The organism is Archangium primigenium, from assembly GCF_016904885.1.
GTDB classification, from domain to species: domain Bacteria; phylum Myxococcota; class Myxococcia; order Myxococcales; family Myxococcaceae; genus Cystobacter; species Cystobacter primigenius.
Window position 1 is genome coordinate 4,027,761 of sequence record NZ_JADWYI010000001.1, and the last position, 26,033, is coordinate 4,053,793.

A 26,033-nucleotide genomic window follows, 5' to 3' on the forward strand; every position below is an offset into this window, starting at 1 on the left:
TCAGGACCGGAAAGAAGAGCGAAAGCATGTTGACCTTCGTGACGATCGTGCACGTCCTGCTGTGCGTGTTCATGATCTTCGTCATCCTGTTGCAGCCTGGGAAGGACGCGGGCATGGGCTCGGCGCTGGGCGGTGGCGCCGCGACGAGCGCGTTCGGCGGCCGCGGTGCGACGACGTTCCTCACCAAGGTGACGGGCGTCTGCGCGGCGCTGTTCTTCATCACCTCGCTGGGCCTGTCCTTCGTGGGCATGCGCGGCTCGGTGGCGGCGGGTGTGGTGGCCAAGCCGGCGGCGCCGGTCGAGGCGCCGGCCCCGGGTCCGTCCACCACGGGCGCGCCCCCGGCGGGGCAGATTCCCGCGGCCAACCCGCAGGACGCGGCGGGCCCGAACCCGGGCACCACGCCCACGCCGGCTCCGGGAGCTCCGGGCAGCGTGGAGCAGCCGCGTCCGGCCGAGACGCAGGCCCCGGCGCCCCAGCAGTAGGCGGGCGAGCGGCCTCCCGGCCCTCGGGGAAAAACGAGGGCCGGGGTCGCTAAAAGTTGTTGTCGGCGGCGAGGTTCGTGGTACTAGAGGCCCCGTCGCAACGCGGTTCGCGGTTCGCAGCAAGCCCAGGTGGTGGAACTGGTAGACACACCAGCTTGAGGGGCTGGCGCCGAAAGGTGTGCGGGTTCGAATCCCGCCTTGGGCACTCAGAAAGAAGCCCCCGAGTCGAAAGACTCGGGGGCTTCTTTCTTTTCCGGAAGGGCTACGGCGTGGCCGGTGGCGCCGCGCGGGCGGGCTTCTCGGCGTGCGAACGCCAGATGAACGAGTACACGTCCATCAGGTCTCGGGGGTGGTGTCCAGCCTCGATGAGCCGCTTCTGGGTGGCGAGCGCGACCTCTCGGAAACGGGCGTAGGCGGCCCCCGTCACCGGCTGTGACTTGTCGACGGGGAGCCCCACCAGCGCCCCCTGGGCCTCGAAGGCCGTGGGCTTCACGCAGACATGCTCGGTGGGGTGGTACATGGCGGAGAGCAGCGTCGCCAGGGGCCAGGTCACCTTCTTCGCCTTTCCCTCGGCGTCGGAGATGTTCACCGTGTCGACGAAGCGCTCGAAGCGTCCGGCGTAGTCGCTCGTGCCATGCAGCAGGGTCTTGGTCGCGGCGATGAACGGGGCGTGGTCCTCGGCCTTCATCGCCCCCAGCGCGATGGCGCCCTCCATGGGGTGCACGATGTTCGTGAACTGGATGAGCTTCTTCGTGGCCGCGAGGAGTTCCTCTTCGCTGGCCGTCTCGAAGCGCTCGGGGGACAGGTGCTCCTGGGCGAAGGCGATCGCCGCGGTCTTGTACCCGTTCTTGCCCTTGCGATCCGCGCGGCCCCGCTCCTCCTCGATGAAGCGCTCTCCCTCGAATCCTCCGACGAAGAACGTCTCGAACCAGCGGACTTGATCCGCGAACGCGGCGTAGAGCGGGGGCGGAGCCGTGGGCTTCTTGCCCTTCTTCGTGCTCTTCGCGGTGGCCGCCTTCAGCGGTCGCCCTCGCAGCTTCGCATCGAGCGCGATCGCATCACCCGGGCTCATGTCCGCGGACTTCAATCCCTTGATGAGCAGCTTGTTGAAGACGCGTCTTCCCCCCTGCTCGAACAGAAGCACCCACTTGCCGTCTCGGTCCTCCAGGACGATGCCGGCGCCCCACTCCGGTTGATTCTCCAGCACGAATACGGCGGGACTCTTGGGATTGCTCAAGTGACCTCATGAGCCGGTCGTCGCATGCGCGCGGCAACAATGGCTGGGACCCAACCTGACAGGGGTGGACCTGCCCGTCGATCCCATACGCCCCCCGCTTCTTGTGCATGGTGGGTAGTGGACGCGCCAGTCGTAGCGAGGCCTCGCTCTCCTTCACGTGGGGCGTTTGAGCACCAGGGGCCACAGCTTCGCGAGCGCGGCACGCAACTCGGTCGCGCTCGGGTAGCGGTCCTCGGGGCGCTTTTGCATCAGCTTGAGCACGAGGTGTTCGAAGGGCTCGGGCAGGTCCGGGCTCAGGTGCCTGGGCGGCACGGGCGCCTCCTGGACGTGCAGGAACATCAACGGAACGGGCTGGCTGTGGCGGAAGGGCAACTGCCCGGTGAACAGCTCGTAGGCCACCACCCCCAGGGCGTACAGGTCCGTGGCGGGGGATACCGGCGGCGCGCCCATCACCTGCTCGGGGGCCATGTACTCCGGCGTACCGAGCGTCGCGCCCTGGGCCGTCGTGCCCATCACGTGCGTGCTCTTGGCGAGGCCGAAGTCCATCAGCTTGAGCACCCCCGTGCGGGTGATGAAGAGGTTGCCGGGCTTCACGTCCCGGTGCAGCACGCCGTGCCCGTGTGCGTGCTCCAGGGCCACCGCGGCGTGGGTCAGCCAGCGCAGGGCATCCGCGAGCGTGGGGCGCCGCTCCTGCATCAGCTGCCGCAGGTCCTTGCCCTCCAGCAGCTCCACCGTCAGGAAGTGCCGCTCGCCGTCGAAGCCCACGTCGAACACGTGCAGGATGTTGACGTGCTCCAGCGCCCGCGCGTGCTGCACCTCCTGCCGGAAGCGCGTCACCAGGGCGTCGTCCGCGTGCGGCACCGCCAGCACCTTGAGCGCCACCCGCTGGTTCTTCGTCAGATCCAGCGCCTGGTACACGGTCGACGTGCCACCCGCGCCCAGCCATTTCTCCACCCGGTAGCGCTCGGCCACCACCTGGCCCGGCACCAGTCCCCGGGTTGGCGGCGAGGTGGGCGGCGTCACCGCGCCCAGGAGCAGCGTGCCCTTGGGTGACACCGGCGGCGTCACCTGCCGCAAGGTCGGATCCACGCGCTCCTCGGTGGGAACACGCCGGGCCCGTCCCATGCCGGAGGTCCCGGCGGCGGGCGTTCCCTCCGGGCTCAGGTACGTCACGCCCTCGGCGTCGTCATCCGTTGAGTGCACCGCGTCTTCCTCCGCGTCTCGTCCGGGCCGGGGGCTCAGGACTCCAGGAGCGACACGGGGGCCGGAGCGCCCGAGCCCTCGATGTCCAGGTGGGGCGTGGGGAGGTTGTACTCGGCGGCGGCGGTCGTGGCCTCCACCATGATGGGGCCGGAGATCTCCTGTGGCTCGCCCTGGCACAGCAGGTCCACCACGTGCTCCAGCGTCCACTTGCCCATGCGGTGCGCCACCAGCGCCTTGCCCTTGAACTGGGCCGTGTCCGAGAGCTGATCGCTCGCCGAGAGCTTGGCCTCCACCGACTCGCCCAGGTAGCCGCGCGCCAGCGTCAGCACCCGCTCCAACACCGTGTTCCACGCCTGCAGGTGGGTGCGGTCCTGTGCCTCATCGATGATGTCCAGGCCCACCTGCAGCCGCTCCATGCGCTCGAGGAACTGCTGCACCAGCCGGCCCCGGATGACGCGGCCGTGCTGCGGGGCGATCATCTCCACCGCGGGCGTGAGCGCGCGGATGGCGGCCACCGCGCGCACCAGCGCCGAGTTCACCGGCATGTAGATCTGATGGAAGGCGCGGATGCCGGTCCAATCGGACTCCTCGGCCCACAGGCCCTGGGCCTTGGAGTCCGTGAGCCCGCCGAACAGGTCTCCCGTGAAGAGCACGCGCGTCTGCGGATCGTAGAGCATCACCGCGCCCCGGAAGTGGCAGAAGGGCGAGGGCACGGGCAAGAGCTTGTGCCCGGTGGGCACGTGGAGCCCCTGGGAGAACTTCTCCGTGGGGATGAAGCGGTTGCGCGGCAGGTTGAAGTGGACGATGAGCCGCCAGGTGTCCTCGGAGCACAGGATGCTCGCGCGCGGCGAGTAGCGCGCGGAGATGATGCTCGCCGAGGATCCCACGTCCGGATCCTGGTGGTTGACGAACAGCGCGGACAGCCGGTCCATCCCGCCGATGAGCGACACCACCTTGGTGTGGATGGTGGAGAAGTCGCTGCTCGAGCCCGGATCGATGAGGAGGTTGAACTCCGAGGCCTTCTGCGTGCGCGCGTCCGTGCCGCGGAAGCGGCGCAGGTACGGGTTGGCGTAGAAGATGGCGCCGGGCTCGCGCTTGCCCACCCAGAACGTCTCGGGGGCGATTTCCACCGCGACACGGTTGAGATCCGGGCTCGGGACGGAGGCAGCGCTGCTCATGACGTGACTTTCCTCACGCAAGGGGTGGAGGCGACACCCCCGAGCCTAGCAGCCCGCACCCTCCCGCGGACCTGTTCCGTGCCGGGCAGGCGGGCGAGAGCGCATGAGGCGCGCTACTCGCTCCCGTGCCCTGGCCGCCGGTGAGGGCGTCACGGGGTGCGCGAGGCCATCAGGGCCGTGCGGACCTTCTCGCGCAGGGCGCGCTTGCGCTCCTTGAACTGCTGCTTCTGCTCGGGGTTGAGCTGGCAGCCCGCGGCCTGGCGCTGGGCCTGGACCTCCTGGCGCAGCTGCTGGGCCTCGGCGAGGAACTGATCGGCCTGGGCGCGCGAGAGACGACCGTCCTCGACGGCGCGGTTGAGCCGGCGCTCCATGCCCCCGTGCTTGTTGCGGTGGTGCTTGCCCCGGGGGCCCTCGTGCTTGCCCTGGGCATTGGGCGCGGGGGCCTCGGGGGCGGCGAGGGCGGGCACGGCGAACAGCAGCGAGGCGATGGCGGCGGACAGGGCGATCTTCGTGCGCATGAGGTGCTCTCCAGGACTGCGGTGTCGAGCGCCGGAGGTGCTTCCCGGCGCCTTCTGCCCTGAAAAACCCCGGACCCGGGGAGAGGTTAAATCCGGCCCGGCGCCGCGTAGCGGTACACCCGGGTGCGGTACAGGTCCGCCGTCACGAGCGTGTGTGTGGGAGTCCAGCCGCGCAGCGCGAAGGTGTGGCTCAGGATGGGCGTGCCCGGGGCGAGCTCCGCCGCCAGCTTGGGGGCCAGGCGGAGCATGGCGCCGGGGTAGAGGTAGCAGACCACGGCCGAGGCGCCCGTGAAGGACACGGCGAAGAAGTCCGCGCGCAGAAAGCGCAGGTTGGGCCGGGGCCCCAGACGCTGGCGCAGCCGGCAGAACGCGTAGGGCAGGGGAGACAGCTCATAGGCGTGGACCTCCGCCCGGGGGCAGTGGTCCGCCAGGGCGAAGGCGAGCGTGCCCCAGCCCGCGCCGAGCTCGAGGACGGGGCCCTCCAGGTCCGGGGGCACGAGCGAGAGCAGTTGCTGGCGCACCCGGCGGGAGCTGGGCATGGGGGAGATGCCGGTGCGCAGCGTGTGGAAGACGATGGAGAGCATCGCCCCCATGAGGAGGATCACCAGGAGCAGGAAGAGGAGGGTGCCCGCCGCGCTCACGCCGGTGCATGCTACGCCAGCGCCCGGAGGAGGGGACACATGTCGAAGTCGGAGGTGGAGCTGCTTCAGGGGACCCTGGACGTCCTCATCCTGAAGTCCCTGAGTCTGGGCTCGCGGCATGGCGCGGCCCTGGTGCGCTGGCTCGAGCAGGTGACGCAGGGGCAGCTCGTGGTGGAGGAGGGCTCGCTCTACCCGGCGCTGCACCGCATGCAGGAGAAGGGGTGGATCTCCTCCGAGTGGGGCCACTCGGAAACGAATCGCCGCTCGCGCTTCTACTCCCTCACCGAGGAGGGCCAGCGGCAGCTCATCGAGCAGATGGACGCGTGGGTGCGCACCGTGCGCATGGTCACGCGGGTGTTCTCGGCGCACGACGCGAAGCCGCCCCCGCGCTGAGCCGCTCAGCTCTCGGCGGGCGCCTCGGGGGCGGAGGCCGGCAGGCGGATGGTGAAGGTGCTGCCCTTGCCGGGCTCGCTCTGCACGTCGATGCGGCCCTGGTGGCGCGCGATGATGCCGTAGCTCACGGACAGCCCCAGGCCCGTGCCCTGGCCCCGGGGCTTGGTGGTGAAGAACGGGGTGAAGAGCTTGGAGATCGTCTCCGGCGTCATGCCCTTGCCCGAGTCGGCGATCTCCACCACCACCTCGCCGCCCTCCTGCCGGGTGCGGATGCGGATCTCCCCCTTCGTCTCGATGGCCTGGGCCGCGTTGACGAGCAGGTTGGTGAACACCTGGGAGATCTGCGTGGGGTGACAGCTCACGAGCGGCAGGGGCCCGAAGTCGCGCTTGACCTCGCACTTGTACTTGAGCTCGTTCCACACGATCTTCAGCGTGGAGGCCAGCTCCTCGTTCACGTTCACGAGCTGCGGCTCACCGGTGTCCTCGCGCGCGAACGAGCGCAGGCTCTGGACGATCTCCTTGATGCGCCGCGTGCCGCCGAGCGACTCCTCGATGAGCTGGGGCATGTCCCCGAGCACGTAGTCCACGTCCTCGCGCTGCCACAGCTCGCGCATGTGCTCGAGCTGCTCGGCGCGGAACTCCTCGGGCGCGCCGAGGCGCGTCAGCTCCCGCACCCCCTCCAGCAGGGGGGTGAGCCCGGAGACGTACTGGTCGAGCGTGCCCAGGTTGCTCATCACGTAGCTGACCGGGTTGTTGATTTCGTGCGCGACGCCCGCGGCCATCTGCCCGAGCGACGCCATCTTCTCGCTCTGGACGAGCTGGGCCTGCTGCTCCTCGAGGTCCAGGGTGGCGCGCAGCAGCTTCTCGCTGCGGATGCGCACCAGCTCCTCCAGGCTGTCGCGGTGGCGCCGCAGCTCCTCCTCCTGCTGCAGGATGCGGAACTCGGTCAGCTTGCGCTCGGTGATGTTGCGCACGATGGCGATGACCTCCTCGGGGGCGGTCTTCATGGTGCGCAGCTCGTAGTACTGAGGGCCCTGCGAAAGCGCCATCATGTACTCGAAGGTGTCCACCTTGCCGTCGCGAATGACCTTCGCCACGTGCGCGAGCATCTTGTCGAGCACGGACTGCGCCAGGGGCAGCTGGCGGATGTTGGAGCCGATGATGCTCTGGCGCGGGATGGCGAGCTCATCGGGGTTCTTGTCGTAGTGGTCCAGGTAGGTGCCGTCCGCGCCCAGGCGGAAGACGAGGTCGGGCAGGACGTCCACCAGGTCCTGCAGGCGCTTGGCCCTGAGCTTGTGCGGGGTGATGTCCACGTTGGTGCCCACGATGCGCAGGGGCCGCCCGTTGGCATCCCGCGCCACCACCTTGGCGCGCGTGAGCACCCAGATCCACCGGCCGTCCCGGTGGCGCATGCGCTGCTCGATCTCGATGAGCGGGATGCGACCTTCCAGGTGATCGCGCCGGATCTTGTCTCCGGGGACCACGTCGTCCGGGTGGCGCAGCGCCATCCAGGTCGCGGCGGCGCGGGGCATCTCTCCCTCGCCATAGCCCAGCATGCCCATCCAGCGCGGATTGGCGAACACCTCGCCGGTGAGCAGATCGAGATCCCAGACCCCATCCTGCATGTTCTCCAGCACCAGGCGCAGCCGCTCGGCGCTCTGCTGCTGCTGCTGACGGACCTCCTGCTCGGCCCGCTGGCGCCGTTGCTCGTTGCGACACTCCCACAGGATGCCGCCGCAGGTGTGCACCACGGGTCGCAGGAATTCGATGAGACCGGCGTCGTAGCCGTCGGGTCGGCCCGCGAGTCCCAGCACGCCCACCACGCTCCCCTCGACTTCCAGGGGCAGCCCGAGCACCGGGCGCCGGGCGCCGGGCGTCAGCGTCTGGGTGACGCCGCCCGTGGCGCACACGGTCTCCACCAGCGCGCGCAGCTCGTGCGCCGCGCACGGCGTGCCCTCCCGGCTCGTCGGGGTGTCCCAGGAGGAGGGCAGCGCGTCCGCGGGAAGGGCGACCACGCGGTGATAGGTCGACGGGGCGTCCGCGGAGTGGACAGGCGCGGCCAGCAGCACGGCCTCGCTGCCCGTCAGCGCGAGGAGCTGCGAGAGCAGCCGTTCCAGGGCGCTCGGCGCATGCGCGCCCCGGATGATGTCGGATTGGACCGAGAGCAACACGTGGAGCAGGCGCTCGCGTGCTCCCGCGCCGTCCTCGGTGAAGCCCGGTGTGTCGCGGGGCAGACCGGACCGATCCCGGGAGCCCGGAGTGGGATCTTGGGCGGGCAAGGACATGGCGCGGAACCTTGAAGAACGCAGAAGCGGAAGGCCACCAGCAGGTGGAAATCTAGCCGAGAAGCCCCGGGAAGGACATCCCCCGGCGGCCTCCCCGGTGGCTCAGGAGAACAGCACGTACAGGAGATGGGCCAGGGAAGCGAGCAGGAGCAGGGCCACGACCCCACCCGCGCCCATCATCAGGGCGGAGTGGGACTCCACCTTGCGCAGCGTCTCGTGCAGGCCGCGCTTGATCAGGGTCCGCGAGCAGCGCACGTGGATGCGCCCCTCCAGGATGCCGCGCAACTCGGTCATCAGCTCCTCGGCGGACTGATAGCGCTCGGCGGGATCCTTCGACATGCCCTTGCGCGTGAGCCAGACGTACTCCGAGGGCACGGGCGGCTGGTGGGGATGCGCGGGCGGGTGGGGGAAGAGCTTGAGCTGCTCGTGCTGCACACCCTCGAGCACCTGGGGGAGGCTCTCGCGTCCCGCGAGGTAGTGGCGCAGGAACAGGAACTCGTGCAGCAGCACGCTCGCGCTGTAGAGGTCGCTGCGCTCGTCGAGCCGATCATGCTCGCCGCGCGCCTGCTCGGGAGACATGTAGAGCGGCGTGCCCAGCACGCTGCCCATCTGGGTCCGCATCGCCAGGGCATCGCGGGGGCTCGCGGGCACCGTGGGCGGCACCCGCTCCGCGCCCGTGGCGGGCGTGTGGATGCGGCGGGCCAGACCCCAGTCCATCACGGTGACCTCGCCATAGGGGCCCACCATGATGTTGGCGGGCTTGAGGTCGCGGTGGATGAAGCCCTTGCGGTGCGCGTACGTCAGCGCGTTGAGGATGCCGATGAACACCTGCACCCGCATGGCGAAGGGGAAGCGCGCGTGCGCGGCGGCATCGCCCTGCTGCAGCTTGAGGATGATGGACTCGAGCGTCTCTCCCTGCAGGTGCTTCATCAGGAAGTAGTACCGGCCCGCCGGGTCGACACCGACGTCGTGCACCGGGACGATGTTCGGATGGTCGAGCTGTCCGACGGTGCGGATCTCCTCCACGAAGCGCAGCACCTGATCCAGCCCGGGCGACTCCGGCAGCCGCTTGAGCGCCACCAGCCGCTCGATGTCGTGATCCTTGAGCAGCACCACCTCGCCCATGCCGCCCTGGCCCAGGGCACGCACTTCCTCGAAGCGCTCACGCTCCAGGGGGATCACGTTGGGCTGGGCCCCCGCCCACTCCACCCGGGGCAGCACCGTGGTGCGGTGCGCCGCCGCGGCCGCGGACACGTTCACGCGGGGCGGAGTCTTCACGGCGCCCCCCTCGGACGAGGGCGAGATGAAAGTGGCATCCAAGGGAATATTCGGCGCGTATTGAAGCGTGTCCGTCATGAGGCTCCTGAATAACAGAACCACCCCCCCCGCGCCCGGCTGCCTGCTGTGAGGCCTGCTCGCTCAGGAGGCTAGTAGAGCGGGGCTTCCAGCGCGCGGCCGGCCTCGAAGCTGGGCTCCTGCTGCAGCTGCTCCAACACGAGCGCGGAGCACAACAGGGTGACCAGCGGCACGCTGCCCGCCGCGCTGACCCACTGCACCGCGTCCATCAACTGATGGCGGTGCAGATAGTCCACCACCGTGTCGCGAAAGCGCTGTCCCTCGGCACAGGCCGCCGCATGGACCGCGGAGCGATCCCGCGAGGGCGGCGCCATCACGACGACCGGCTCTTCCCGGGGCATGACGATGGTCTCGATCCACATGCGCGCCTGCCTCGCCTTCTGGGGGAAATACCAGCCTCGGCAGATTATCGCAGTCGTGGCGGAAGAGTTGCCAGTCCCGTGTTTTTTTTCGTTCCGGCGTACACCGGGGGTTCCCTGCGGGGACAGGGGTGGATGTAGGGGGCGGTGGGCCGGAGGGCTCAGGGATCGTGGGCCACGGGGAGCCGGAGGGTGAAGGTGCTGCCCTGGCCGTACTGGCTCTGGACCTCGATGCGGCCCATGTGGCGCGCGACGATGTCGGCGCTGATGGACAGGCCCAGGCCGGCGCCCTTGCCCGGGGGCTTGGTGGTGAAGAAGGGGGTGAAGATCTTGTCGAGCACGTCAGGCGTCATGCCCTGGCCGGAGTCGGTGATGCTCACCCGCACCTCGTCACCCTGCAGCCAGGTGGCGATCTGGATGGTGCCGGGGTCCGACAGGGCCTGGACGGCGTTGAGCAGCAGGTGGGTGAAGACCTGGTTGAGCTGGGCGGGCCGGCCGAGGATGGGCGGCACTTGGCCGTAGTCGCTCTTCACCTCGCAGCGGTACTTGAGCTGGTTCCACACCACCTTGAGCGTGGTGGCCAGCTCCTTGTTCACGTCCACCAGCTCCATCTGGCCCGAGTCCTCCCGCACGAAGGCCTTGAGGCTCTGCACGGTGTCCGCCACGCGGTGGGCGCCTTCGCGCGAGTCCTGGAGCAGGTCCTTCACGTCGCCCAGGAGGTAGTCGACGTCCTCCTCCTCCTGGTAGGCCTGGATGCGCGTGAGCAGCTCGGCCGTGGCGTCCTCGGGGGCGGGCGTCAGCCGCGAGGCCAGCTCGCGGTAGCGGGTGATGAGCTCGGTGAAGACCGCGAGGTACTGGGTGAGCGTGGCCAGGTTGCTCGTGATGTAGCCCAGGGGGTTGTTGATCTCATGGGCGATGCCGGCCACGAGCTGGCCGAGCGACGCCATGCGCTCGGCGTGCATCAGCTGCGCCTGCCGCTCCTCGAGCGCCACGGTGGTGACGAGCAGCGTCTCCGTGCGCTGCTCGACGAGCTCCTCCATCTGGACGCGCTGCTGTTGGATCTCCTCTTCCTGTCGGCGCAGCACCGTTTCGGTCCGGCGCTGCTCCCGCGCGCCGCGCTCGCACAGCAGCAGGCCCGCGCAGGTGGCGAGGAAGGGCTTGAGCGTGTCGATGAGCTCGGGGGTGTAGTCCTCCGCCGGGTTGGCCAGGCCCACCACGCCCACCAACTCCTCCCCCGCCTTGCACGGCATGCCGAGGAAGGCGCGCGGGAAGGGCAGGCCGGGCAACAGGCCCTTGCTCTCCCGGGGCGGCTGGCCGTGGGTCTGGGTGAGCACGGGCTCGCCGGACGCGAGCAGCGAGCCCAACGGCGCCGACAACTCCCGGGCATCCACGTCCGTCAGGACCGGCGCCGCCGGGGGCGCGTCGGCCGGCTCGCGCCAGGCGATGTGCTCCAGGGCATGGGGCCTCAGCTGCGGGCCCCTCGGGGTGACGAGCACCTCGCCGATCACACCGTATTCACTCTGGGTGACATCGAGCAGGGTCCGGAGGAGGCCGGAGAGCACCCCGCGCAAGTCGCCGTGGCGGGCGAACTCGAGCTGGGCCGGGCCCAGGGCCTCGAGCAGGCGCTGGCGGATGTCGGACGCCCGCTGCCCTGCGAGCGGGCGCGCGCGGGAACGACCTGAAGCGGCTGCTGGCCGGTGACCCGAGGCGGCTTTGCTCATCGTCCGCTCATGCTAACGCGTCCGGCCCGTTGTCTCCGGGTGATCGTATGTCCGTGGATGAAGTGTCGTGACGCCCACGGTCAAAATCCGCCCGTATCGGATTCAGGGGGGCGGGGGCGGGAAAGGGGGGAGGGGTTCGCACCCGCGGTTGCTGACCTTTTCACGCCGTGAGGGGCGCGGAACGCCCGACGCTGTTCTCCATGCAACCCCCGCGGGCTCCCCGGCGATAATGGAGACGGAGCACTCCATCGGGTGCTTTCCGTCCCTGGAGGCACCATGTCCCGCATCAACGGCTTGCCCGGTCCCCATGCCCCCGTGGTCCCCGCGTCCACGACCCGCCCCGTGTCGGGCCCGGGCTTCGCGTCGCGCGTGCAGGCCACCGCCAGCGGGGCCGCCGGCCCGTCGCCGGCGCCGTCGGCCGCGGTCCCCGGTCGGGCGGTCGTCTCCTCGGCCATCGCCGCCGCCCGTCAGGAGTCGGCCGCGTCCTCGGGGACGGCCGCCGCCCCGCCCGACGCCGCCCAGCAGCAGAAGCTGGCCGTGCAGGAGATGTCGCGCTCCTTCCTGATGGGCACCATGCAGTCCATCTTCGCCGGCATCGGCGAGGCGGGCCCCAAGGCGCCGCAGGACGACTGAGCCGCCCGCCGGGGCGCCTGGCCCCAGGCGGGAAGTAGGGCTCAGAACTTGGGGATGCGCAGCGTCTTGCTGATCATGGCGCTGCCGCTCGCCAGGTACATGAGCACGAGCGGGTGCAGCTCGAAGCCGCCCAGGTGCAGCGAGCCAAAGGGCAGCGCGTCCCCGGTGCTCCCCTTCCAGAAGAAGAAGGCGAGCACCATCACCAGCGCGAGGCTGGTGGGGATGGGCGTGCCCTCGAAGTAGCGCACCTTGCCCGTGTCGTCCGAGAGGCTCGCGGCGGTGACGTTGAAGCGCGCCAGGCGGCTGATGCCGCAGCCCACGAAGTAGAGCAGGACGAGCACGTCCAGCTCGCCGCGCATGCCCATGCTGAAGGCGAGCGCCGCGGGGGCCATTCCAAAGGAGATGACGTCCGCGAGCGAGTCCAGATCCGCGCCCAGGGGCGAGGACTGGAAGCGCCACCGGGCGATGCGTCCATCCAGGGCGTCGAGGATGAAGGCCAGGGGCATCAGGCCAAAGGCGAGCCACAGCCAGTGGGGCTGTCGGGACGCCAGGTACTGCATCTGGGCGAGGATGGAGCCCGCGCCGGAGAAGGCATTGCCCAGGGTGACGAAATCCGCGGGCGTGAAGGTGCGGATCATCGAGAAGTGGCGCGGCTCACGTCTCTGTGGTGACTCCGTCGGCATGTGATTCCTCCGCGGCCCCGAGGGGCGTGGCGGGCCCAGGCTTAGCGCATCTGGCGACATTCGCCCTGTTTTTCCCTCCGAGAACCCCGAGCGGACCCAGGAGGGGGCCCGGGGGGGGGGCCCGGAGGTGGGTCCGCGCAGGCCGATGGGAATCGGACAGTGGTCCCGGTTGGAAGGACGGGTGATCGGGTGTGGACGTTGCCCCCCCCTGGATGGGTGCCTAGTTTCGCACCGTGATGCCGCAGGGGACACGGTGTGGGTCCCGGGTGGGTGGGGGAAGGGGAGAGGGTGCGATGAGCAAGCGCTGGGGGCTGTGGGTCCTCGCGGTGCTGGGTGTGCTGGCGGGGTGCGCGGATCGGGATCGCTCGGTCATCGCGGACGGCCGGTTGACGGCGACGCCAGGTGGCCTGGATTTGCAGCGGGTGGCGGTGTTCGACGGGCGCGAGGTGGAGGTGGTCCTGCGCAACGTCGGCCGGGCCCGCATCAATATCGATGAAGCGTGGGTGGAGGGCGCCGCCGGCGCCTGGCGGGCGGAGTTCACCCACGAGGGTCCGCATTCGCTCGTGCCCGGCAGTGAGTGCGTGGTGCGCGTGCGCTTCAGTCCCCAGCAGGAAGGGGACATGCCGGCCACGCTGGTGGTGCGCTCGGATGCGCGGCAGGAGCCGCTCGTGCGCGTGCGCCTGCAGGGCACCGCCGTGGATGCCTGGGCGCGGCTGTCACCCAAGCGGTTGGACTTCGGCCGCATCGAGGCGGACTCCACCAAGACGCTGTCCTTCACGGCCACCAACCCCACGGATCTGCCCGTGGAGGTGACGCCCAAGCTCTTGGGCGCGCAGAAGGACGAGTTCCAGGCGGAGCCGGTGGTGCTCCAGCCCGGCGAGACGCGCGAGGTGCCCGTCACCTTCGCGCCCGTGCTGGTGGGCGCCAAGCAGGTGGCGCTCGCGGTGTCGCCGTGCCGGGGGTGCTCGGACGTGGCCGTGCAGATGACGGCCGAGGCGCTCGAGCGCGCCGTGGTGGCCGAGCCGCCCGAGCTCGACTTCGGCTCCATCCCGGTGGACAAGGACAGCCTCCGGGTGGCGAAGCTGCACAACCTGAGCACCGAGCCCATGGCGGTGACGGCGTTCGCGCTGACGTCCACCGAGGCCTCCTTCACCCACGCCGCCATCGACGTGCCGCTGGTGCTCCAGCCCGGCGAGACGCGCTCCTGGGAGTTCCGCTACAGCCCGGGCCACATGGGCGAGGCGCTCAACGTGGCCTCCTTCCGCGTGGAGAGCCGACGCCATCCCACCACGGACGTGGCGCTGCGCGGCTTTGGCGGCGCGGCGGAGCTGTGCGTGTCCCCGCTCAGCCGCGACTTCGGTCCCCAGCCCCTGGGCTCCAAGACCGTCCAGGTCATCAACGTGAAGAACTGCGGCGCCGCCAATGGTGGGCCGCTCAACCTGTTGGGGCTGGACCTCCAGCCGCTGGATGGCTCCACGCCCGAGACCAATCCCATCCACCTGACGGCGCAGACGCTGCCGCACCGGCTGTTGCCGGGCGAGGAGGTCAACCTGCGCGTCTACTTCGAGCCCACGCGCGAGGGCGCGGCGCGCAGCCAGCTGGTGATGCGCACGGACGTGTTCGAGGAGCAGGACACGGTGCTGGCGTTCTCGGGCGTCGGCGAGCGGCACGCGCCGTGTCAGATCACCGTGACGCCGCTGGCGATGAACTTCGGCACGGTGGAGCCCGGCCGCGGCGCGGTGCTGGGCGTGAAGGTGAACAACCAGGCGCGCGACCTGTGCGCCGTGAAGAACATCCGCATGAACGATAACGGGGGAGGGGTGTTCAGCCTGCCGGGTGGCGAGCTGGAGGGCCTCATCGTCTACCCCGGGGACTCCTTCAGCTTCATGGTGGCCTTCGCCTCGCCGCTCGGGGGTGGTGACTTCACGGGCTCGGTGCAGATCGAGCAGTGGGATCCCGCCAACCCGCGGGTGCTCATTCCCCTGAGCGCGCATTCCCAGTCCGCCTGTCTGGTGGCGTCTCCGCGCTACGTGGACTTCGGCGTGTCACGTCCGGACTGCTCGCTGGCGCCGCGCGAGGTGAACTACCTCAATGCCTGCCGCGCCCCGGTGACGGTGTCCAACGTGTACATCGGCGCGGGCACCTCGGATGGCGAGTTCCAGCTGAGTGACGTGCCCCCGCCGCCCATCACCCTGCCGCCGGGAGGCGCGTTCACCGTGCAGGTGGACTACCTGGCCCAGGTGTTCGGGCTGAACCTGTCGCCGCTCTTCGTGGAGTCCTCGGACCTGCCCGACCCGCTGCTCGTGTCGCTCGTGGGCGAGTCCTCCAAGCGCATGGACAAGACGGACAAGTTCGTCCAGCAGGACGGCGCCAAGGTGGACGTGCTCTTCGTGGTGGACAACACGGCCTCCATGGTCGAGGAGCAGCCGCGGTTGCGCTCGGCCATGCCCGCGTTCGTCGACACGGCGCGCGCCAAGGGCGTGGACCTGCACCTGGCCGTGACGACCACGGGCATCGACACGGTGTCCAACGCCTGCCCGGGCGGCGCCCAGGGCGGTGAGGCGGGCCGCTTCTTCCCGGTGGATGGCAGCCGGCCGCGCATCCTCACGCTGCAGACGCCGGACGTGACGTCGGTGTTGCAGCAGAACGTGAACGTGGGCCTGTGCGCGTCGCTGGAGCAGGGCTTCGAGGCCGTGCGGCGCGCCCTGTCGCCGCCGCTGGTGAACAACGCGGATGATCCGCGCACCCCCGTGCCCAACGACGGCAACCGGGGCTTCCTGCGCGACGAGGCCGCCCTGGTGGTCGTCTTCGTGGGCGACGAGGATGACCACTCGCCGGACAGCGTGGACACCTACGTGCGCTTCCTGCGGGAGCGCAAGGGCGAGAACCAGCCGCAGCGCATGACCCTCTACGCCATCGCGCCCACGGCCCAGGGCTGCCCCACCTCGGGCGGCGGCGGCACGCGCTACGCCGAGGCCGCGGCCCGCACGGGCGGCGAGGTCATCTCCGTGTGCGAGCCGGACTACTCCCCGCTCCTGCGCTCGGTGGCCAACAAGGCCTTCTCGCCCCAGGACCGCTTCCCGCTGAGCGACCTGCCAGACGCGGGCAGCATCACCGTGTCGGTCAACGGCGCGCCGGTGACGGCGGGGTGGCAGTACGACGGCGCCACCAACAGTGTGATCTTCACCACCGCCCCCGCCGCGGGCGCCAAGGTGGACATCTACTACCGCCGCGCCTGCTCGTGAGCTGGGCGTGAGTCGTCGCCCCCGGCGCCGCGCGGCCGGTGCCGGGGGACATGTCGGGCCCGGGTGCTACAGCTCCAGACCGGTCTGTGCGGTTGACCGGAAAATTGGAGGGTAACCCATGCTGAGTACCCTGACGGGACCCCGGCAGCAGGAGGCGACCGTGAGTTCCCGAGAGCACGACGACAACTCCCCCACCGAGCCCCGCAGCGGGCGTCGCGCGGCCGCGCCGTCCCCAGGCGGCCTTCGGGTCATCAAGGGGGGAGGGCAGCGGCGCCCCGACGAGCCCCTGGCGTCCCGGGACGCGGTGGCCCGGGTCCTCATGGAAGCGGGCGTGGACCTGTTGCTGCGCCGCATCACGCCGGTCCGGGCCGCGGAAATCGAGCGCAAGGTGGACCGGGTCCTGGAGCTGTTCGACCGGGTCGACGCCGCGCCCGTCCTCCTGCCCGTCCTCCGTCGGCACCTGGAGGAGCTGGAAGCCCTCATGCGGGAGACCCGCCAGGTCCGGACCCCGGTGCGCCGCGGGGGGTAGGCAGGGAAGAGTGTGACAGGAGGTTTGACCCTCCGCGCCGGGCCGCTTACGCTCGGGTCATCCGCGTCCGGGGGGTCCCGTCCCTGGCTCTCCGCCGTGGGGGCGTGTCGCACCGTGTCAATCGAGAAATACGGCAAATATCAGCTCCTGAAGCGACTCGCCATGGGTGGCATGGCGCAGATCTACCTCGCGCGCGAGGAAGGTGACCCGCAGCTCTTGGTCATCAAGCGCATTCTTCCGCACCTCGCGGAGAACGAGGAGTTCGTCCAGATGTTCCTGGACGAAGCGCGTATCGCCGCGCGTCTGGATCACCCCAACATCGTGCAGATCTTCGACCTGGGCTCCCAGGACGACAGCTTCTTCATCGCCATGGAGTACATCCATGGCGAGGATCTGCGACGCATCTGGAAGTCGGCCGAGCGCCGGGGTCAGCTCATCCCCGTGCCGCTGGTGTGCCGCATCCTCAGCGAGGCGTGCGCCGGGTTGGATCACGCGCACAAGCAGCTGGACGCCAACGGCAAGCCGCTCAACATCGTCCACCGGGACATCTCCCCGCAGAACATCCTGCTGACGTTCGAGGGGCGTTCCAAGGTGGTGGACTTCGGCATCGCCAAGGCGGCGGACCAGGCCACCGAGACGCGCTCGGGCGTGCTCAAGGGCAAGTATTCCTACATGTCGCCGGAGCAGGCCGCCGGTCAGCGGGTGGACCGCCGCAGCGACATCTTCGCCCTGGGCGTGGTGCTCTACGAGCTGCTCACGGGCGTGCGCCTGTTCAAGCGCGCCAACGACATCATCACGCTGCAGGCGGTGGCCGAGTGCGACATCACGCCGCCCTCGCAGCTCAACGCGCGCGTGCCCAAGGATCTGGACGCCGTCGTCATGAAGTCGCTGGCGCGGGATTCGGCCCACCGCTACTCGGAGGCGCTGCACTTCCAGCGGGCCCTGGAGGAGTGGCTCGCGTCGCACCCGGCGCCCTCGGCCACGGCGGACGTGGCCGCGTACATGAAGGACCTGTACGCCGCGCGGCTCGCCGAGGAGGCGCGGCTGGGGGACGTGCTCGTGGAGGAGGAGGGCGTGTCGCCTCCGGGCGGCTCCAAGGCCTCCCTGCGCGCCGCGCGCTCCGCCGTGGAGCGCTCGCTGGCCGAGCGGGTCCCGCCCGAGCAGCGCTCCCCGCCCGAGCGCCCCGCCCCCGAGCGCCCCGCGTTGGATCAACCCACCGCCGACAACACGATGGCGGCCCCCCGGATGGACGGCGCGACGCTGCCCCTGTCCTCCTCGCGCACGCCCTCGCGGCCCTCGCGCGGCGACTTGCGGCCCAACGTGGTCGAGCGCAAGCGCACCGTGGACCTGCGCCGCAGTCCCTCCGAGCCGGCCCTGGACGCGCCGAGCGAGTCGCTGAGCGAGACGCCGCTGGTGCGGCCCAGCCATCCGCGGCACCGGGCCGTCGCCCCGCCCCCGGCCGAGCTGTCCGGGATGTCCGAGACGATCGAGGACCCCGAGCCGCCCGGCGAGACCGAGGTGCCCGCGCCGCCGCCCCCGTCCAACCGGCGGCCCCTGATCATCGTGGGCGTGCTCGTGCTGCTGGGCGGCGTGCTCGGGGGCCTGTGGGCGACGCGCTCCGTGCCCGAGCCTCCGGTGACCATCACCGCGGGGCCGAAGCCGATGGTGCCGACGCCCGTGGAGCCCGAGCCCGCGACCCCGGAGCCCGCTCCCACGCCGACGCCAGTGCCCACGCCGCCGCCCACCGAGGCGGTGGTGCGCAAGGATCCGCCGGCCCCCGTGCCCGTGCAGGTGACCCTGACGGCCAGGCCCCTGCAGGCGTCGCTGTCGGTGGATGGACAGAGCCCGGCGAGGTCGCCGCTGGTGATGTCCGCGCTGCCCGGCCAGGAATTGACGGTGCGCGTGGAGGCCCCGCGCCACCGGAGCCTCACCCGGAAGATCGTGGTGGGGCAGGGCCCGACGCAGGAAGAGGCCCTGGAGCTCGAGGCCTTGCCCACGCAGAAGGAGCCCCGGGCGGAGGTCCGCCCGCAGCCGCCGCCCCCCGCGCCAGTGGAGACGCGCAAGGGCACGGTGCGCTTCGCGGTGACGCCCTGGGCGGACGTGTCCTGTGGGGGCCGCAACCTGGGGAGCACGCCCCTGCCCGACGTCAGCCTGGTCGCGGGCGTGTATGAGTGCCGCTTCTCCAACCCGGAGAAGGGCACCCGGACGCAGCGGGTCGAGGTGAAGCCCAACAGCCACACCCGCGTGGTGGTGAAGTTCTAGCTCCTTCTTCCGGGAAGCGCCCCTGTGACACTCGAAGCAGGTACCCCCATCGGCAAGTACGTGGTCAAGCGCAAGCTGGCCGAGGGGGGCATGGCGGAGATCTACCTCGCCACGGCCCGGGGCGCGGAGGGCTTCGAGAAGGACGTCGTCATCAAGCGCGTGCGCTCGTTCCTGTCGGACGACGAGGGCTTCGTGCGCATGTTCATCAACGAGGCGCGGCTCGTCTCGCGGCTCAACCACGCCAACGTGGTGCAGATCTTCGACTTCGACAAGCACGAGGACTCGTACTACCTGGCGATGGAGTACGTGCGGGGCAGCTCGCTCTGGGAGCTGCGCAAGCGCTGCCGCGAGAAGGGCATCCGCATGCCACCGGTGTTGACGGCGCACGTGGGCGCCCAGGTGGCGGCGGGACTGCACTACGCGCACCGCGCCAAGTCCTCGGAGGGCGAGCCCCTGGGCCTGGTGCACCGGGACGTCACCCCGCACAACGTGCTGCTGTCCTTCGACGGGGCGGTGAAGCTCACCGACTTCGGCATCGCCAAGGCCGGCAACCGGCTCACCCAGCCCGGCGTGCTCAAGGGCAAGTTCGCGTACATGTCCCCGGAGCAGGCCCGGGGCGAGGACGTGGACGCGCGCACGGACGTGTTCGCGCTCGGGGTGGTGCTCTGGGAGATGCTCACCGGCGGTCGGCTGTTCGACGGGGACTCGGAGGTCGCCGTGCTTCGCGCCGTGCGCGAGAGCCTGATCGTCCCCCCGGCCCGGCTCAACCCGGACGTGCCCGAGGCGCTGGACGCGGTGGTGCTCACCGCCTTGGCGCGCGACCCCGAGGCGCGCTACCAGTCGGCGGGGGAGTTGGAGCGCGCGCTGGCCCAATGCGTGCTGCGCGGCGCCAGCAGCGTGGATGACACGGACGTGGGCACCTTCATGCGGCGGCTGTTCGACGTGCCGCTCACGCAGTTCATGCCCGCGCCCGCGCTGCTCCAGGAGCGCGCGCGGTCGCGCTCCGGAGTCCAGCCGCCCGTGGGCGCGGAGCCCACCGCGCCCTCTCCGGTCCGCGCCGACGTGGCTCCGGCACCCGAGGCCGTGCCCGAGACGCCTCCTCCCCGGGAATCCACCGCCGTGTTGCCAGGCCGTCCGGCCTCGAGCGAGCGCATCGAGCGGCTGAGCGTCCCCGAGGACTCCCTCGTCTCCGCGTCCACCCTGGTCCTGTCCCGGGACGGGAAGGGGAGTGGCGCCCCCGTGGCCGCGGCGGTGGCGCCGCCTCCCGCTTCCGCGCCTTCCCAGGCCCGGGACTCGCGCGCCCTGCCCGCGGTGGTGGCCGCTTCACCCGCGGAGGAAAGCCCGCCGGTGCCGTCGCCCGCCATGCCTCCCCGCGGCCGGATGCCGGTCTGGGTAGGCGCGGGAGTGGGGCTCGTGGCCTTGCTCGGGGGCGCGGCGCTATGGCTGCGCGCGCCCTCGGCGCCCCCCGAGGCCCCCGCGCCGACCGCGGTGCGCGCCGAGCCTCCGCCCGCCGAGGTCGTGCCGCCCGTCGAGATGCCCGCGCCCGCGCCTTCGCCCGAGCCGGTGACCCCGGCCCCGGCCCCGGTCGTCCAGCCCAAGGGGACACTCACCGTCCAGGCGGTGCCGTACGCCGACGTCTACGTCGACGACAAGCTGGTCAAGCGCGAGCTGCAGCAGCCCTGGAGCCTGTCCCTGGCGCCTGGCACCTACCAATTGACCTTCAAGCACCCCGCGCGCACGCTCACCGTGCCCATCACCATCACCGCGAACGAGAAGCTGGTGAAGAAGTTCAACGTGCCGCGAAAGCCGTAGCGCTCGTGTGGGCCCCGTGTCATGGATGAAGTGTTCACCGGTGATCAGACCCTCTGGCCGAGCAGGCCGGGCGGCGTCCGCATGCCGTGCCGCGACGAAAAGCGCCATTCGCCATAGTCTGAAAGGCGGGGGAACGGGTATAGAGGAGGCCCAGCTTTTGGAGGGGAGACATGTCTGAAGTGAAGCAGCAGCGGCCGGAGGAGGAGGCGCCCGAGGAGGCGGAGGGGGGCGGGGAGCGCCGTCGCTCGAAGACGATGTCGCGCAAGGAGATGGCGCGGGACCTGCGTCGTCGCCGCCTGACGGGTCAGGTGGACCCCGAGGAAGGCGATCTCCTCCAGGCCGTGGATTCCCAGCGGCCCAAGACGCGCGCGGACTGCGTGAACGGCGCGCGTCCATGCCTTTTCGTGTCGTGCAAACACAACCTCTACCTGGACGTGAATCCGGAGACGGGGTCCATCAAGCTCAACTTCCCGGACAAGGAGATCTGGGAGCTCGAGCACACGTGCGCCCTGGACGTGGCGGAGAAGGGTGGCATCACGCTCGAGGAGGTGGGCGCCATCATGAACCTCACCCGCGAGCGCATCCGCCAGGTGGAGACGCGCGGCCTGCTCAAGCTGCGCGAGGCCACCGAGGCCGAGCCCCCGGTGTCGGCCCGCAAGCCCTGAATAACAGGGCGCAACAGGCCCGTTGGGACCGCCCGGTTCGTTGACACCCCGGGGGGTGGTTGCTAGAGGGACGACCTTCCCCTGTGCGGTGGAGGCGCCCCCCAACCCATGCTGGCTCTTCTCAGCGTGTCCGACAAACGCGGTCTGGTTCCCTTCGCCCAAGGGCTCGTGCGGCTCGGGTTCGAGCTGCTGTCCACGGGCGGCACCCTCGCGGCGCTCCAGGCCGCGGGAGTCCCGGCGCGCAAGGTCTCCGAGCACACCCAGAGTCCGGAGATCCTCGGCGGACGCGTGAAGACGCTGCACCCCCGCATCCACGGCGGACTGCTCGGCCGGCTCGAGCTGGAAGCGGATCGCGCGGAGATGGCCGCCCACGGCATCACCCCCATCTCGCTCGTGGCGGTCAACCTGTACCCCTTCCGCCAGACGGTCGCCTCCGGGGCCGCCGAGGCGGACGTCATCGAGCAGATCGACATCGGGGGGCCGGCCATGGTGCGCGCCTCCGCGAAGAACTTCCGCCACGTGACGGTGGTGGTGGATCCCGAGGACTACGGCGCCGTGCTGGCGGAGCTGGAGGCCTCGCGCGCCACCCACGAGGAGACGCGCCGCAAGCTCATGCGCAAGGCCTTCGCGCACACCGCGGCCTACGACGCGTCCATCGCGGGCTGGCTCGCGGAGCGGGCCCAGGAGCCCTTTCCCCCGGAGCTGACGCTCGGCTTCCAGAAGGTGCAGAGCCTGCGCTACGGGGAGAACCCGCACCAGCGCGGCGCCTTCTACCGCGAGCACGCCGCGCCCGCGGAGCCCACCGTGGCCTTCTCGCGCGTGCTCCAGGGCAAGGAGCTCTCCTACAACAACATCCTGGACCTGGACGCGGCGCTGGGGCTGGTGCTCGAGTTCCCCGAGCGGCCCTGCGCGGTCATCATCAAGCACAACACCCCGTGTGGCGTGGCGGTGGATGACGCGCTGGTGAGGGCCTACCGCACCGCGCGCGCGATCGACGAGGTGTCCGCCTTTGGCGGCATCGTGGCGCTCAACCGCGAGGTGGACGCCGCCACCGCCGAGGCCCTGGCGGAGACGTTCCTCGAGGCCGTCATCGCGCCGTCCTACGCGGCCGACGCCCTCGCGCTGCTCGCGGCCAAGAAGAACTTGCGCCTGCTGGAGGCGGGCCCCGCGCTGGCCTCGACCTCGGCGCGTCCGCGCGCCCAGTTGGAGGCGCGCAGCGTGTCGGGCGGCCTGGTCGTCCACGACAAGGACGCCGTCGAGCCCCCGCTGGAATGGAAGGTGGTCAGCAAACGCGCGCCCTCCGCCCAGGAGGAGAAGGCCCTGCGCTTCGCCTGGCGCGTGTGCAAGCACGTGAAGAGCAACGCCATCGTGTTCGCCTCGGGTGAAGCGCTGCTCGCCGCCGGTGGAGGTCAAACGAGCCGGGTGGAGTCGGCGAAGATCGCCACGGCCCGGGGCGGGGCGGCCCTGCGCGGCAGCGCGGTGGCCTCGGACGCGTTCTTTCCCTTCCGGGACGGGCTCGACGAGGTCGCTCGGGCGGGTGCCACCTGTGTCATCCAGCCGGGAGGTTCGGTGCGCGATGCGGAACTGATCGCCGCGGCGGATGAACATGGAATGGCAATGGTCCTCACCGGAGTGCGACACTTCCGGCACTGAGCCATGCGGATCTCCTGCCAAAAATGCGCGGCGGCCTACGCCATCGATGACCGGGTCATCACTCCCAAGGGCGTGCGTGCGCAGTGTCCACGTTGCCGCCACCTCCAACTGGTGAAGCGCGAGGACGCGCCCGCCGCCGCTCCGGCTCCCCAGCCCGCGCCCATGCCCAAGCCCGCGGTGGCCGCCAAGCCCGCGGCGGCCGCCAGGCCCGTGCCCAAGCCGGCGCCGCTGGCGCGTCCCCTGACGCCGTCCGCCTCCTTGTCCGACGAGCTGTTCGGGGACCTGGGCGATCTCGCGCCGCCCGCCGACGCTCCGGACACCTCGGCCAGCTCCCTGCTGGATGACCTGGATCCCTCGCCCGGCGCGCCCGCGGTGTCCAAGGACGCCTTGTTCGGTGACCTCGCGGATCTCACCGGGTCCTCGCCCTCGCATCAGGCCCTCGCGGCCGACGACGACGACCGGCCGAATACCCCGGGCTACACGTTGCCCACGGGCGATCTGCTGTTCGACGACATCGTCCAGCCGCCGCCCGCCGCGCCCCCCGCACCCGTGCAGGCGGCCCGTCCGGCGCCCGCGCCGAAGCCCGCGATGGCGCCGCTCCCGGAGCCCTCGGACGACGCGCTGTTCGACTTCAACGCGCCTCCTGGCTACTCGCCTCCCGCGGCGGCGCCCGCGCCGACGCCCGCGATGGAGGCGTTCCCGGAGTCCTCGGACGACGCGCTGTTCGACTTCAACGCGCCTCCCGGCTACTCGACGCCACCGCCCGTGGCGGATCCCGAGCCGGCGTCCGCGTCCGCCGATGCGGATCCGCTCATGGACTTCTTCGGGTCGCCTCCCGCGGCGCCCGCGCCCGGTGTCGCGGCGCCCGCTCCGGCGGTGATGGCGCCTCCGCCCGCGGCGACCCCGCGCGGTTGTCGCGAGTGTGGCAAGCCCCTGGTGGACGCGTTCGATCAGGCGCTGGGCGCTTGCGAGGACTGCCGACAGCGCGCCCAGAAGCCCGTGCCCGCGCCGGTGCCGGAGAACCGCTCCGTGGAGGTCATCGACCTGCCGCCCATGGATGGGTCGTCCGCGGCGGCGCCCGCCCAGCCTTCCGGTGGTGCCCGGGCGCCGGTGCCCGCACCCGCCCTGGCGGCGGAGCCCCGGAGCGCCGCGCGCGCCGTGGCCTCGCGCGGTGGCGTGGCCGTCTCGGCCTCCAGTGGCGGTGGCAAGGGCCCGCTGGTGGCCGCCGCCGTGGTCCTGCTGCTCGTGGGTGGAGGCGCGGCCGCCTGGTTCTTCGTGCCCGAGGTCCGCGCCCTGACGGGCGGCACGTCGGAGGGTGGAGGCCGTGCGGGAGCGGGAAGCGCGGGCGCTGGCGCGTCGGCGGCGGTGCCCCCCGCGATCGAGGCCGTGCTGCCGCGCTGGCAGCTCATGTTCGTGGATGGCCAGGACGGCGACAGCGCGCAGCTCATCACGCAGGGCCAGGCCCTGCTCGCCAAGGATCAGCGCTTCGCCTACATGCAGGCGGCCGAGGCCTTCCAGCGCGCGGTGCTGTTGGATCCGCGCAGCGACGTGGCGATTGGCGGGTATGTCCAGGCGATCGCGCTGGGCACGGGCTCGTTCATGGACGAGGGGACCTTCAAGGAGGCGCTGCTGTTGATCGAGGCCGCCGAGGCCCGCTCCCAGCGGGCGCCGGATCTGCTGGTGGCGCACGCCAACCTGCTGCTCGCGCGCCCCGCCGTCGAGGGCAACCTGGAGCAGGCGCGCAAGCTCGCGGAGGAAGTGCTCGCCAACGGCACCGCCACGGCGGCCCCGAAGGCCGAGGCCAACCTCGTGCTCGGCCGCACCTTCCTGGGCTCCTCGCGCGAGCTGGCCACGCAGCACTTCGAGTCCGCGCTCGCCATCGCGCCGGATCTCCAGCGCGTGCACTACTACCGTGCCCTGGTGGACGAGACCGCGGGCGACTACTCGCTGGCGATCGGCCGGTTGCAGAAGCGGCTCGAGCAGGACCCCGACCACTGGGAGACGCGCAGCACCCTGGCGCGCATCTACATGGAAGTGGGCGAGGTGGCACAGGCCCGGCAGTTGTTCGAGACGCGGCTGCGCAGCGTGCCCGGCGAGCTCCAGCCGCAGCTCGCGCTCGCGGTGATGCGCTACCAGGTGGAGGGTGGGGTGCCCGCGGCGCTCACGTCCCTCCGCGGCCTGCTGCGCAACCGGGACAAGTATGACGAGCGCGACGTGGCGGAGCTGCTGCTGCACCTGTCGGCCGTCGAGCGGCTGTCCAACAACATGGAGGCCTCGGCCAAGGCGGGTCGTGAGGCCCTGCAGTTGGTGAAGAACAACCCCGCGGTGCGCCTGCAGCTGTTCCTGGTGGCGCTGGCGCGCAAGGACGCCGCCGAGGCCACCACCCACCTGGCCGCGATCAAGGGCCACCTGGGGGATGCCTCGCTCGAGAAGATGTTCGAGGGGCGCCTGCTGCTGCTCGATCGCAAGCCCGCCGACGCGATCACGCTCTTCACGGACGCCCACCGGTTGGATCCGCGCCGCACGGACGCGCTGTTGCTGGCCGGCATCGCCGCCGCCCAGGACGGACGTCGGGACGAGGCCCTGCGCTACTTCTCCCAGGCCATCCAGGCGGACCCCCTGCGGCTCACCCCCCGGCCCGTGGTCACCCCGTTCTTCCTGCGCACCCCCGAGCTGCTCGTGGGGCTCGAGGGCTCCATCGCGGCGACCTCGCGGGGCGAGGACGATCTGCTCATGCACCTGTACGAGGGCCTGCTGCGCTTCCACCTGGGGGATGGCGTCAACGCGGAGAAGATGTTCAAGAAGGTGGCCGATGTGGATGCCGCGCACGCGCCGTCGCTCGCCCTGCGCACGCTGCTGGCGCTGGGCCGCAAGGACATGAAGTCGGCCCAGGCCCACGCCGCACGCGCGGTGGAGGGGGGCCGCCAGGTGGCCATCGCCCATCTCGCCCAGGGGCTCGTGCTCATCGAGCAGAAGCAGGTGGAACCCGCCAAGCGCGCCCTGCGCGACGCGCTCCAGCTCTCGCCGCGCCTGTACTCGGCCCAGGTGAAGCTGGACGAGCTGGAGGCGTCCAGCAACCCCGGGCCCGTCAAGGAGCGGCTCGTGCGGTTGTTGGGCCTGGATCCCTCGTACCTGCCCGCCAAGCGCGTCCTCTACCAGCTCGAAAAACGAGGTTGAC

20 protein-coding genes and 1 tRNA gene are annotated in these 26,033 nt (G+C 71.0%); 11 read left to right on the plus strand and 10 right to left on the minus strand.

The annotated features are described in order from the left end of the window. Positions 1-26: 26 nt before the first annotated feature. The gene (secG, locus tag I3V78_RS16750; RefSeq protein ID WP_204489217.1) at positions 27-482 is read left to right on the plus strand and encodes a preprotein translocase subunit SecG; all 456 of its coding nucleotides are present in this window, start codon (positions 27-29) and stop codon (positions 480-482) included. 123 nt (positions 483-605) lie between these two features. After that, a tRNA-Leu gene (locus I3V78_RS16755) sits at positions 606-687 on the plus strand. Between the two features lie 57 nt (positions 688-744). Here the strand turns inward: I3V78_RS16755 and I3V78_RS16760 are convergent. The 5 genes from I3V78_RS16760 to I3V78_RS16780 all read right to left on the minus strand — a co-directional run bounded on the left by I3V78_RS16760 (position 745) and on the right by I3V78_RS16780 (position 5,259). After that, on the minus strand, positions 745-1,719 hold the full coding sequence (locus tag I3V78_RS16760) for a hypothetical protein (protein ID WP_204489219.1): 975 nt from the start codon (positions 1,717-1,719) through the stop codon (positions 745-747). Positions 1,720-1,872: 153 nt separating this feature from the next. After that, positions 1,873-2,922 (minus strand): protein kinase domain-containing protein, encoded by a 1,050-nt coding sequence (locus I3V78_RS16765; RefSeq protein ID WP_204489221.1) that lies wholly within the window; start codon positions 2,920-2,922, stop codon positions 1,873-1,875. Positions 2,923-2,957: 35 nt separating this feature from the next. Next, on the minus strand, positions 2,958-4,100 hold the full coding sequence (locus tag I3V78_RS16770; RefSeq protein ID WP_204489223.1) for an oxygen-binding di-iron domain-containing protein: 1,143 nt from the start codon (positions 4,098-4,100) through the stop codon (positions 2,958-2,960). 149 nt (positions 4,101-4,249) lie between these two features. Continuing rightward, positions 4,250-4,618 carry a hypothetical protein gene (locus I3V78_RS16775; RefSeq protein WP_204489225.1) on the minus strand — a complete coding sequence of 123 codons (369 nt, stop codon included), beginning with the start codon at positions 4,616-4,618 and terminating at the stop codon, positions 4,250-4,252. 86 nt (positions 4,619-4,704) lie between these two features. Further along, positions 4,705-5,259, minus strand: a complete 555-nt coding sequence (locus I3V78_RS16780; RefSeq protein ID WP_338023621.1) for a class I SAM-dependent methyltransferase — start codon at positions 5,257-5,259, stop codon at positions 4,705-4,707. 39 nt (positions 5,260-5,298) lie between these two features. Here I3V78_RS16780 and I3V78_RS16785 point away from each other — a divergent pair, with 39 nt between their 5' ends. Beyond that, positions 5,299-5,652, plus strand: a complete 354-nt coding sequence (locus tag I3V78_RS16785; protein ID WP_204489228.1) for a PadR family transcriptional regulator — start codon at positions 5,299-5,301, stop codon at positions 5,650-5,652. Positions 5,653-5,657: 5 nt separating this feature from the next. On the opposite strand, the gene I3V78_RS16790 is transcribed toward I3V78_RS16785, so the two are convergent. The 4 genes from I3V78_RS16790 to I3V78_RS16805 all read right to left on the minus strand — a co-directional run bounded on the left by I3V78_RS16790 (position 5,658) and on the right by I3V78_RS16805 (position 11,373). Next, positions 5,658-7,937: a PAS domain-containing sensor histidine kinase gene (locus I3V78_RS16790; RefSeq protein ID WP_204489231.1), complete on the minus strand. Its 2,280-nt coding sequence runs from the start codon at positions 7,935-7,937 to the stop codon at positions 5,658-5,660. A 102-nt stretch (positions 7,938-8,039) separates the two neighbouring features. Beyond that, positions 8,040-9,215, minus strand: a complete 1,176-nt coding sequence (locus I3V78_RS16795; protein ID WP_338023622.1) for a serine/threonine-protein kinase — start codon at positions 9,213-9,215, stop codon at positions 8,040-8,042. Between the two features lie 149 nt (positions 9,216-9,364). Further along, complete coding sequence (locus I3V78_RS16800; protein ID WP_204489236.1) at positions 9,365-9,655, minus strand: hypothetical protein; 291 nt, start codon at positions 9,653-9,655, stop codon at positions 9,365-9,367. A gap of 158 nt (positions 9,656-9,813) precedes the next feature. Continuing rightward, on the minus strand, positions 9,814-11,373 hold the full coding sequence (locus tag I3V78_RS16805) for an ATP-binding protein (protein WP_204489238.1): 1,560 nt from the start codon (positions 11,371-11,373) through the stop codon (positions 9,814-9,816). A gap of 276 nt (positions 11,374-11,649) precedes the next feature. Between I3V78_RS16805 and I3V78_RS16810 the strand changes: the two genes are divergently transcribed. After that, positions 11,650-12,006: a hypothetical protein gene (locus I3V78_RS16810; RefSeq protein ID WP_204489240.1), complete on the plus strand. Its 357-nt coding sequence runs from the start codon at positions 11,650-11,652 to the stop codon at positions 12,004-12,006. Between the two features lie 41 nt (positions 12,007-12,047). Here I3V78_RS16810 and I3V78_RS16815 read toward each other — a convergent pair whose 3' ends face one another. Next, on the minus strand, positions 12,048-12,689 hold the full coding sequence (locus I3V78_RS16815) for a CDP-alcohol phosphatidyltransferase family protein (RefSeq protein WP_204489243.1): 642 nt from the start codon (positions 12,687-12,689) through the stop codon (positions 12,048-12,050). Between the two features lie 293 nt (positions 12,690-12,982). Here I3V78_RS16815 and I3V78_RS16820 point away from each other — a divergent pair, with 293 nt between their 5' ends. The 7 genes from I3V78_RS16820 (at position 12,983) to I3V78_RS16850 (ending at position 26,032) form a co-directional block, all read left to right on the plus strand. After that, positions 12,983-15,934: a choice-of-anchor D domain-containing protein gene (locus I3V78_RS16820; protein ID WP_204489246.1), complete on the plus strand. Its 2,952-nt coding sequence runs from the start codon at positions 12,983-12,985 to the stop codon at positions 15,932-15,934. Positions 15,935-16,094: 160 nt separating this feature from the next. Next, complete coding sequence (locus tag I3V78_RS16825; RefSeq protein ID WP_204489248.1) at positions 16,095-16,463, plus strand: hypothetical protein; 369 nt, start codon at positions 16,095-16,097, stop codon at positions 16,461-16,463. A gap of 114 nt (positions 16,464-16,577) precedes the next feature. After that, positions 16,578-18,725 (plus strand): protein kinase domain-containing protein, encoded by a 2,148-nt coding sequence (locus tag I3V78_RS16830; RefSeq protein ID WP_204489251.1) that lies wholly within the window; start codon positions 16,578-16,580, stop codon positions 18,723-18,725. A gap of 24 nt (positions 18,726-18,749) precedes the next feature. Beyond that, entirely contained in the window at positions 18,750-20,537 is a 1,788-nt protein-coding gene (locus I3V78_RS39920) for a protein kinase domain-containing protein (RefSeq protein ID WP_204489253.1), read from the plus strand. 170 nt (positions 20,538-20,707) lie between these two features. After that, on the plus strand, positions 20,708-21,202 hold the full coding sequence (locus I3V78_RS16840; protein ID WP_204489255.1) for a sigma factor-like helix-turn-helix DNA-binding protein: 495 nt from the start codon (positions 20,708-20,710) through the stop codon (positions 21,200-21,202). A 108-nt stretch (positions 21,203-21,310) separates the two neighbouring features. Continuing rightward, complete coding sequence (gene purH, locus I3V78_RS16845) at positions 21,311-22,855, plus strand: bifunctional phosphoribosylaminoimidazolecarboxamide formyltransferase/IMP cyclohydrolase (RefSeq protein ID WP_204489257.1); 1,545 nt, start codon at positions 21,311-21,313, stop codon at positions 22,853-22,855. A gap of 3 nt (positions 22,856-22,858) precedes the next feature. Further along, on the plus strand, positions 22,859-26,032 hold the full coding sequence (locus I3V78_RS16850) for a tetratricopeptide repeat protein (protein ID WP_204489259.1): 3,174 nt from the start codon (positions 22,859-22,861) through the stop codon (positions 26,030-26,032). Position 26,033: the final 1 nt, after the last annotated feature.

Coding starts and splice junctions, on each gene's coding strand:
- I3V78_RS16790 (WP_204489231.1), bottom strand. CDS start 7,937: ATGTCCTTGCCCGCCCAAGATCCCACTCCGGGCTCCCGGGATCGGTCC.
- purH (WP_204489257.1), top strand. CDS start 21,311: ATGCTGGCTCTTCTCAGCGTGTCCGACAAACGCGGTCTGGTTCCCTTC.
- I3V78_RS16810 (WP_204489240.1), top strand. CDS start 11,650: ATGTCCCGCATCAACGGCTTGCCCGGTCCCCATGCCCCCGTGGTCCCC.
- I3V78_RS16800 (WP_204489236.1), bottom strand. CDS start 9,655: ATGTGGATCGAGACCATCGTCATGCCCCGGGAAGAGCCGGTCGTCGTG.
- I3V78_RS16770 (WP_204489223.1), bottom strand. CDS start 4,100: ATGAGCAGCGCTGCCTCCGTCCCGAGCCCGGATCTCAACCGTGTCGCG.
- secG (WP_204489217.1), top strand. CDS start 27: ATGTTGACCTTCGTGACGATCGTGCACGTCCTGCTGTGCGTGTTCATG.
- I3V78_RS16785 (WP_204489228.1), top strand. CDS start 5,299: ATGTCGAAGTCGGAGGTGGAGCTGCTTCAGGGGACCCTGGACGTCCTC.
- I3V78_RS16815 (WP_204489243.1), bottom strand. CDS start 12,689: ATGCCGACGGAGTCACCACAGAGACGTGAGCCGCGCCACTTCTCGATG.
- I3V78_RS16820 (WP_204489246.1), top strand. CDS start 12,983: ATGAGCAAGCGCTGGGGGCTGTGGGTCCTCGCGGTGCTGGGTGTGCTG.
- I3V78_RS16840 (WP_204489255.1), top strand. CDS start 20,708: ATGTCTGAAGTGAAGCAGCAGCGGCCGGAGGAGGAGGCGCCCGAGGAG.
- I3V78_RS16775 (WP_204489225.1), bottom strand. CDS start 4,618: ATGCGCACGAAGATCGCCCTGTCCGCCGCCATCGCCTCGCTGCTGTTC.
- I3V78_RS16850 (WP_204489259.1), top strand. CDS start 22,859: ATGCGGATCTCCTGCCAAAAATGCGCGGCGGCCTACGCCATCGATGAC.
- I3V78_RS16805 (WP_204489238.1), bottom strand. CDS start 11,373: ATGAGCAAAGCCGCCTCGGGTCACCGGCCAGCAGCCGCTTCAGGTCGT.